This window comes from Phormidesmis sp. 146-33 (assembly GCF_052939515.1).
In genome coordinates, this window is sequence record NZ_JBJPHU010000187.1 from 1 (window position 1) to 8160 (window position 8160).

8 protein-coding genes are annotated in these 8160 nt (G+C 47.6%); 4 read left to right on the forward strand and 4 right to left on the reverse strand.

Annotation, left to right across the window (positions count from 1 at the left end; translation table 11 throughout):
* Positions 1–39 precede the first annotated feature (39 nt).
* Both ACJ2PR_RS34030 and ACJ2PR_RS34035 read left to right on the forward strand, forming a co-directional pair.
* Positions 40–708 carry a hypothetical protein gene (locus ACJ2PR_RS34030; RefSeq protein WP_446880368.1) on the forward strand — a complete coding sequence of 223 codons (669 nt, stop codon included), beginning with the start codon at positions 40–42 and terminating at the stop codon, positions 706–708.
* 109 nt (positions 709–817) lie between these two features.
* On the forward strand, positions 818–1405 hold the full coding sequence (locus ACJ2PR_RS34035; RefSeq protein ID WP_446866558.1) for a Uma2 family endonuclease: 588 nt from the start codon (positions 818–820) through the stop codon (positions 1403–1405).
* Here ACJ2PR_RS34035 and ACJ2PR_RS34040 read toward each other — a convergent pair.
* The 4 genes from ACJ2PR_RS34040 to ACJ2PR_RS34055 all read right to left on the reverse strand — a co-directional run bounded on the left by ACJ2PR_RS34040 (position 1402) and on the right by ACJ2PR_RS34055 (position 4771).
* Entirely contained in the window at positions 1402–1710 is a 309-nt protein-coding gene (locus tag ACJ2PR_RS34040) for a hypothetical protein (protein ID WP_446880369.1), read from the reverse strand. The genes ACJ2PR_RS34035 and ACJ2PR_RS34040 overlap by 4 nt on opposite strands.
* Before the next feature lie 70 nt (positions 1711–1780).
* Positions 1781–3184 (reverse strand): NCS2 family permease, encoded by a 1404-nt coding sequence (locus ACJ2PR_RS34045; RefSeq protein WP_446880370.1) that lies wholly within the window; start codon positions 3182–3184, stop codon positions 1781–1783.
* A 138-nt stretch (positions 3185–3322) separates the two neighbouring features.
* Positions 3323–4123: a class I SAM-dependent methyltransferase gene (locus ACJ2PR_RS34050; RefSeq protein ID WP_446880371.1), complete on the reverse strand. Its 801-nt coding sequence runs from the start codon at positions 4121–4123 to the stop codon at positions 3323–3325.
* A 108-nt stretch (positions 4124–4231) separates the two neighbouring features.
* Positions 4232–4771 carry a hypothetical protein gene (locus tag ACJ2PR_RS34055; RefSeq protein WP_446880372.1) on the reverse strand — a complete coding sequence of 180 codons (540 nt, stop codon included), beginning with the start codon at positions 4769–4771 and terminating at the stop codon, positions 4232–4234.
* Positions 4772–5156: 385 nt separating this feature from the next.
* On the opposite strand from ACJ2PR_RS34055, the gene ACJ2PR_RS34060 reads away from it, so the two are divergent.
* Positions 5157–5591 carry a hypothetical protein gene (locus ACJ2PR_RS34060; RefSeq protein ID WP_446880373.1) on the forward strand — a complete coding sequence of 145 codons (435 nt, stop codon included), beginning with the start codon at positions 5157–5159 and terminating at the stop codon, positions 5589–5591.
* A gap of 83 nt (positions 5592–5674) precedes the next feature.
* Positions 5675–7912 (forward strand): two-partner secretion domain-containing protein, encoded by a 2238-nt coding sequence (locus tag ACJ2PR_RS34065; RefSeq protein ID WP_446880374.1) that lies wholly within the window; start codon positions 5675–5677, stop codon positions 7910–7912.
* Positions 7913–8160: the final 248 nt, after the last annotated feature.

Consider the following 8160-nt stretch of genomic DNA (forward strand, 5'->3'; position numbering starts at 1 on the left):
TTTCTACTGACACTGACTAGTTAATCGTACTACATCTACTTGAAAAATGCTGTATTGCTGTTACGGAACGGTGCCCTTGTCTCGACCAATGCGGGAACGGCTCAAGCAGGCGGCAATGGCGGCAACATCACATTTAACGGTGACTTCATTGTGGCTGTGCCGCAAGAAAACAGTAATATCTCAGCGAATGCCTTCTCAGGACGGGGAGGCAATGTGAGGATCACCACGCAAGGACTCTTTGGAATTGAGCCTCGTTCAGCAGAAACAGCCTTGAGCGACATTACTGCGAGTTCTCAATTTGGCATCAGTGGCACGATCGCGCTGAATACCCCGGATGTTGATCCGAGTCGAGGCTTAGTGCAGTTAGCCACAGAGCTGCAAGACACGAGCGGATTGATTGCCAGCGGTTGTCCAGCAGATGAAGGTAATTCGTTTTCGATTACTGGGAACGGCGGATTACCAGAAGACCCACGACAGCCATTGATGGGCAACGGAGTTTGGCTAGACGATCGAACACCCAATCAATCCCAAACTTCAGAACCTCAAACCCCGACTACAATTGCTCCGCAAGCTTCCGAAAAAATCGTAGAAGCACAAGGATGGATTCGCGATCGTAACGGACAAGTTACGCTGGTCGCTACTCATCCAAGCGGCATGACCCAAATCTCCCAGCCGCTTCTCTGTTCTTTACTCAAAAACGATCGCTAGATAGTGAAAACTATTTCATCCGATTCTTCTTTGCTCAAACTAGCAAAATTCGGTAAAATTACTGCATAGTCGGTGTTAGAGGTGGATAAACTCAGTTGAAGGCAAGATTATGACCCAAGCCAAGCTACGATTCAAAACGATCGACGAGTATCTCGATTATGATGACGGAACCGATACTCGATATGAATTAGTCAATGGGGAGTTAGTTGCTTTGCCTTCTGAAGATCCGATTAACTCCACGATCGCGACTGTACTAGTCGTCGCCTTATCTATGTCAGGCATTCGTCCTCGTTGTCTCGCGATCGGTCATCAGATTGAAGTTGAATCTGCTGAAGTTTCGGCAAGACAGCCCGATCTCGTTGTCCACTCTGAAGAATCACTCCGAGCGGTGTTATCCGGGGAGCGGCTCATCCGGTTTGGAATGCCTGCTCCACTGCTGGTGGTTGAAGTCGTATCTCCTGGTAGTCCGAGCAGTAAAAACTATCAGCGCGACTACATAGAAAAGCCAAGAGAATATGCAGCACGAGGTATTCCTGAACTATGGCAGATTGATCCGAGTCGATCGGTTGTGAATGTGCTGCAACTGGTGAATAGTGCCTATCAATCCTGTCCGTTTGGGGGTGACGATCCGATCGTGTCGCCGCAATTCCCGACTCTACAATTAACCGCAGCACAAATTCTAGCCGCGCAGCTTTAGAAGCCCGGCTGGATCAAGCATCCTTCTAATTTGCTTAGTAGACGAGACAACTCGATCGATTTTGTGTCGTAGTCGTCGCAGCCTGCTGCCAGTGCTTTCTCACGATCGCCGATCGCATACTGACGAAAAAAGGAAACCTTCAGACTCAGCAATCGATCCCACACTGTTGCTTGAATCGAGGAGTTGGCGAAGGTATCCAGTCGGATCAAGGCAAATCCTTGCGTCAATTGGAAGAGCGTACTGCCAAAGGCGGTTGCCAACAGAACACCACCCCTACCCGTCTGATCAACTGTGCGATCGCTCACGTCAGTAGAGTCGAGTGTGCGCTTCCGGTGCGTGAACAAAGCGAGGGACTTTAGAACACACTCTAGACTTCTAAGACTGCAAAGCGATTAGCAGAAAGTAAGCGACTGCAATTCCCGCAAGTATCAAGCTTGATTTCGACACGGGTTGTTTCTTGCCCTGAGTCATCTTGATCGCAGCATCCGCAATAAAACCCACTGCCATCCCATCTGCAACCGAAAACGTTAGCGGCATAATCAAGATTACTAGAAAAGCAGGAATCGCTTCAGCTAAGTTATCCCAGTCGATCGCGCGAACACTACTCATCATCAAGACCCCAATCATAATGAGAATCGGTTCAGTCGCAAACGCAGGAATTGCTGCAAAGAGTGGCGCGAACCAGGCTGAGACAAGAAACAACATCGCAACCACGATCGCAACGAAACCACTGCGTCCCCCTTCAAAGATACCGGAGGCAGACTCAAGATAAGGAATCGCTGGCACACCACCGCAGAGCGCTCCAGAGACAGTGCCGAGAGAATTTGAGAGTAGGGCTTGCTTTGAGCGGTGCAGTTCTCCATCAGGCTTCACACGGTTTAGCTGTTGTCCCAAAACATTGAGCGAACTGATTGTATCTGCAAGACAAACAAACAGCAGCATGAACACAGCAGTCACAAAGTTTCCGAGTTGTGACCAGGTAAGATACTGACTACCCACGATCGCTTGCCCAACAAGATCCATCGGCAACTGGGGTATCGTCAAAAGCTTTTCGGGCAAAGGAGCGACACCAGAGAGCCAGCCGAGGCTTGCTGTACTAAAAACTCCGAGCAACATTGCCCCTTTTACCCGCCGAACAGTCAGCACCGCCGTGATCAAGATACCTGCGATCGCAATCAAGGTCGCGGGCTGCTTTAAAGATCCCAAAGCAGTTGTCGTTGCAGTGCTGGTGACAATGATGCCCGCTCCCAAACTTGGAGGCGCGACGTTGCCAGAGAGCGCAATGTAAGAGAGAAACAATCCTAAACCAACGATCATTGCCTGCTTGAGCGAGATGGGAATGGCATCAATGATCTGGCGACGAAACGGACTGAGTACCAGCGCTGTGAAAAGAATTCCTTCGACAAAGGTGGCAGTTAGCGCGAGTCGCCAGTTCATGCCCATGTTTAGCACGATCGAGAACGTAAACAGAGCCGCAGTTCCCGTTCCTGGCCCCAGTGCAAACGGATAATTTGCGAACAGTCCCATTAGAATTGTTGCGATCGCAGAACAAAGAACAAGCGCCACCAAAATTTGCTCAAACAAATCTCCTGGCTGATCTAGAAACATCGCGTTTCCGAGAATATGAGCATTGACCACCAGAATCGGAGCCGTGGTCACGAATGTTGTAAAGCTAGCAAGTAGCTCAGTTCGATAGCAGGTTCCTAACTGTTCAAAGCGGAAAAAAGAACTGATTCGATCCGACATTGGCAAAGCGATCGCAATTTTTGACTTATTCATGGGGGCACAAAGAATGAATGATTCGGACAGATTTGAGTTGGAAGAAGTAGACAGAAAAGCCATCAATCCATCAATTACGGTGTGAATTGAACACCTGAAGCACCTGCTGATAGTTAGATCGGGAGAGTTTCTTCATCATCAGGTGTAGAAAGGGTTGCGACGGATGATCAAGAATTGCTGGGGGCAATCCCAACCGCCCTGTTGAGTGGTGTCATCCCAAAAGTGCTGCCGGACGTAGGCTTGAAATTCTGCTTCTGTCGGAAGGTGATGATAGGAATCGCGCGGGCGATCGCCTAACATCAATCGAGCGATCTCTAGTGTTTCTTCAAATGTTTTAGTCTGGAAACGTCCCAGTGTTGACACAAAGTTCACTTCATACTTCGGATAGCGCTTAAATGTGTTGAAAACACAGGACAGATCACATCGAGCAGCACCAAATGCTTCAAACATCTGATTCTCGCCTGCTGTGAAATGTTTAAGAATGACGATCAAGATTCCCTGCTGCGTCAACAGAGAGGCTGCTTTTAAACAAGTCTCGCCCCACGTTTCATCGGGCAGGTAGTAGAGTAGATGACTCATGATGCCGACATCGACTAAAGCAGGAAGATGGGCTTCCAAGATTCCAGAGGGGATTACTGTCGCTGCTGGACAATTTTGAGCCAGAACGTTCTGGAGTTCGGGGTGCGGTTCAACGGCATAGACTGTTGAGAATTGCTGTAATAGCTCACGGGTCAGTGTCCCAGTGCCTGCGCCCCAATCGACTGCAATCGCATCTTGTGAAAAGCCGGATATCAGTTGAGTTAGCATCTGCTTGATGTAAATTCGCTCATTCGTCGATCGCAGCAATGTTTGGAATGCCGCGGCATACTCTGGTGAATCCGAGCTAAACAATTTCATTTGGGGCATGGATTCGAGAAGAGCCATGTTTTGCTTGTTCATGGAGAGAGATAGATGGGAGTAAATGTTTAGTTCAGAAGTGCAATCCACTTCTAAGCAATAGAAGTTCGTTGCGTTGATCCGCGCCGGAGTGACAACGAAGCTAGAGAATTATTGAAGGAGTTCCATTTCGATCGCTTTGGAGATTGCAAGCTGTTGTCTAACTTGTAAAACGGTGTAGTTTTGATAAGTGCTAAAGTCGAGTTGATTCAGATTTCTAAGCTGTCTCGATCGACCATAAATAAATCCAGCATCAAAAAATTGAGAGTCTTTCCACGAAAAGCGGTATTTTTTGGGATACACAATGGATGCAGCAAGCTTATACAACAGTTTGTGCAGCCAAGTAGCTTGCAGGTCATTGCCCATCGTGAACCCTCGGACAAAGGCTTCATCCGGCGGAGAATGTCCTCGGTTGAGAATCGCGTGCAGGCAATCGTGCCCGTAGAGATCAATTTTTCCAGGGAGCGCAATCGGGCTACTAGGATGTTCAAGCAACCAGACAATGAAGGGCGTATCTGCTTGAGTATCGATCGTTAACTGTTGCACTGCATCCGGCAAAGTACAGCTATTCGAGTCAATATACAAGTCTGGTTCTCTGTGATCAGTCGGTACTTGCTTCGGTTGATAAGCCAGGTTAAATTGAATATCCATTGTCAGATTTAGGTTTCAGTAGCACTGAACGAAAGTTATTCATGTGCTTGCCTATCATCTTGGCGTTTCCCCTAAGATTTTGAAATCCATAAATCTCATACAAAATCTCATATTCAAGTTCGCTAAAAATGTTTTAAGTAGTAAAGATTACCTGTGTTGTCAATCTCGATCGAATCTGCTTAAATCACTCAAGTAGAATCCATTGTCGAATGACCTCCTGTTTGGCATCAAATCAAGATAATTTTAGTGTTGCGATCGTAGAAGTATAATGCTAGTCTTCCAAGGAAGCTTCTCATCGCACCACAATCTAAAATCATTTCCGTAAAAGCAACCCTGAACTCTGAATCTAATTTCATCAGATGCATCTTACCTAAAGGAGAAGACCATGAATTCTGTCACGGTGAACGAAGTAAGCTATGAGTTTGAGTCCGCGCTATCTGAGATTCTGCCTGATCTGTATCAATTGCTCCAGCACTATCAGGTATCAAGCCCCTTAGAAATTCATTTATTTGGTCTAGCTGATGACTCCGTCTCCTCCGATAGAAGCTGCTTTTGCGATGGTTTCATACAAAAGCCTTGCCGATGTGGTATAACCTCTGACCCTCTACCGATAGGTCTAGATAGCGAGAAGGCACAGCAATTGCTTGAAGATGTTGATTCAAAGTTGTCTACGATTTTGCCTTGTTTAAGTCAATCTGCCCAGCAGATCGATAAGAGCTTTGAAGTTCACTTCCTCATCGAACCAGCAAAAGCAAATTCTGGACAGCTAGTGGCTTGTCAATGGATCTGTGACAATATTCTTAAGTGCTCTGACTCATGAATATTGCCATTGCAGCCTGAACCTCTTGCTCGCGTGATTCTGCAATTTCTGTATGGAAACGTTGCTTCGAGGGAATTAATTCTGTGATTCAAAGAAAGATCAGCAGATACTGGAGCCTGAAATTACTGAGTCTTTTAGCGATCGCCAGGGTCATTGCGATTCCTCAACACCCTGCCTGCGCTCAAATCACGCCTGACCAGACGTTAGGTGCTGAACCGTCGATCGTGAATTCAAGCACCAACAATGGTTCGCTGCGCCAGCAGATCGAGGGTGGAGCAACTCGCGGGAGCAATCTATTCCATAGCTTCCGCGACTTCAACATTTCTGAAGGACAAAGCCTCTATTTTCAAACCCCAGTTGGCATTAGAAACATTATCAGCCGAGTAACAGGCGGCAATCCTTCCAATATTCAAGGAACTTTGGGGGTAACAGGCGGTACTGCCAACTTACTTCTGATCAATCCGAATGGCATCATTTTTGGTGTGAATGCTCGTTTGGATATTGGAGGCTCATTTGTTGCAACAACAGCCTCTGCGATTCAGTTTGGCACTCAGGGTTTCTTTAGTAGTGCTGCACCTGAGTCGCCGCCTTTACTCACCGTGAATCCGTCTGCTTTGTTGTTCAACCAAGTGGGTCGTGCCTCGATCGTCAATCGCTCAACTGTTCCATTAGAGTCAGGCGGGCAAGGGCTTCAAGTGCCAGAGCGCCAGAGCTTGCTCCTGTTGGGGGGCGATGTGAACTTGGCTGGAGGCGGCGTAAATACGGCTGGAGGTCGGGTAGAATTGGGAGCAGTTGCAGGCACAGGAACAGTAGGACTGAATCTAGACGGCAACAATTTGAGCTTGAATTTCCCACACACACTTGATCGAGCCGATATTTTTCTAACCAATGGTGCTACGGTCAATACCAGCGGTGAAGGGGGCGGTGCGATTCAGATTTGGGGCAGGCGCGTCTTCATGAATGGTGGTTCTCAGGTTGCGGCTTTTACCCAGGAAGCGAAACCTGGAGGCAGCGTAACTGTGAACACTTCTGAGTCATTAGAATTGATTGGAGTTGTCCCATTCGGAAATCTATCGACTTTGAGTCTCGGGGATGGGAAGGCTGGCGACATGATGATCTCAACCCGAAATTTGAGTGTTCGAGATGGAGCGCAGATCCTGGCTGGAACCTTTGGCAGCGGTTCGGGAGGGCAATTGAACGTAGATGCTTCCGAATCCATCGAGATAGCGAGTCGAGATAATAACACCAGTGGCTCTAGCACCTTGTCTAGTATTACGGGTAGTGCAGGACAAGCAGGAAATCTAACCATCAATACGAAGAGACTAATCATCCGGGATGGAGGAATTCTATCTACGCAGGCTCTACCTGTAGTTGAAAATGAACAGTTTCTCTCGGTATCTGGGAGAGGCGGTAATCTGATGATTAATGCCTCTGACTCTGTAGAGTTAATCAGAGAAGGATTTATTCTTACAGATACTCAAAGCCCTGAGAACGCAGGCAATTTAACAATCAATACGAGTAGGCTACTGGTTCAAGATGAGAGTCAGATCGGCGCAATCAGCAGCAGCGCAGGAAATGCAGGCAGTATCGTAGTACGGGCACAATTAGTTGAGTTGAGAAATCAATCATCAATCAGCGCTGAAACTGCTGCGAGTCAAGGTGGAAACATCACATTGCAAGTCCAGGATCTCGTTCTGTTACGGCGGGACAGCTTGATCTCCACTACGGCTGGAACGGCTCAGGCAGGAGGGAATGGCGGCAACATTACCATTGATGGAAAGTTCATTGTGGCTGCTCCTCAAGAAAACAGTGATATTACAGCGAATGCCTTCTCAGGGCGCGGGGGCAACATTCGCATTACGACGCAAGGCATCTTCGGGATTGAGCCTCGTTTCAGAGAAACATCTTTGAGTGATATTACCGCGAGTTCTCAATTTGGCATCAGTGGGACGATCGCGCTGAATACCCCTGATGTTGATCCGAGTCGAGGCTTAGTGACCTTGCCGACCGAGCTGCAAGATACGAGCGGATTGATTGCCAGCGGTTGTTCAGCGGATGAAGGTAATTCGTTTTCGATTACTGGGAACGGCGGATTACCCGAAGACCCGCGACAGCCATTGATGGGCAACGGAGTTTGGCTGGACGATCGAGCTACAGGACAATCTCAATCCTCAATTCCTCAATCGGTGCCAACGATCGTAGAAGCACAAGGATGGATTCGCGATAGCAACGGACAAGTTACGCTGGTCGCTACCCATCCAGGCGGCATGACCCAAACCTCCCAAACGCTTCTCTGTGCTTTGCTCAAAAACGATCGCTAGATGTTGTAGCCCAAAATCTTATCATTGCTGAGAACGCATTACGAAATGGCTCATTCTCAAATCTTGCAGTATTCCTAAGATCTACCATAATAAGTCTACAACTGTAGTAGTAGGCATCATCTAAAGGAGCAGTTACGTCAAGATGACAAAAAACTGGAATAACAATTCGATCGTCATTTACTCCAATTTTCCATTTCATATAGAAGACTGGTCTCCTCTATCCGTAAATAGAGGAATTGCAGGCAGTG

Bases quoted from the DNA above. Each gene is read 5' to 3' on its own strand.
- ACJ2PR_RS34035 (WP_446866558.1), top strand. From the start codon at position 818: ATGACCCAAGCCAAGCTACGATTCAAAACGATCGACGAGTATCTCGAT.
- ACJ2PR_RS34045 (WP_446880370.1), bottom strand. From the start codon at position 3,184: ATGAATAAGTCAAAAATTGCGATCGCTTTGCCAATGTCGGATCGAATC.
- ACJ2PR_RS34050 (WP_446880371.1), bottom strand. From the start codon at position 4,123: ATGAACAAGCAAAACATGGCTCTTCTCGAATCCATGCCCCAAATGAAA.
- ACJ2PR_RS34055 (WP_446880372.1), bottom strand. From the start codon at position 4,771: ATGGATATTCAATTTAACCTGGCTTATCAACCGAAGCAAGTACCGACT.
- ACJ2PR_RS34060 (WP_446880373.1), top strand. From the start codon at position 5,157: ATGAATTCTGTCACGGTGAACGAAGTAAGCTATGAGTTTGAGTCCGCG.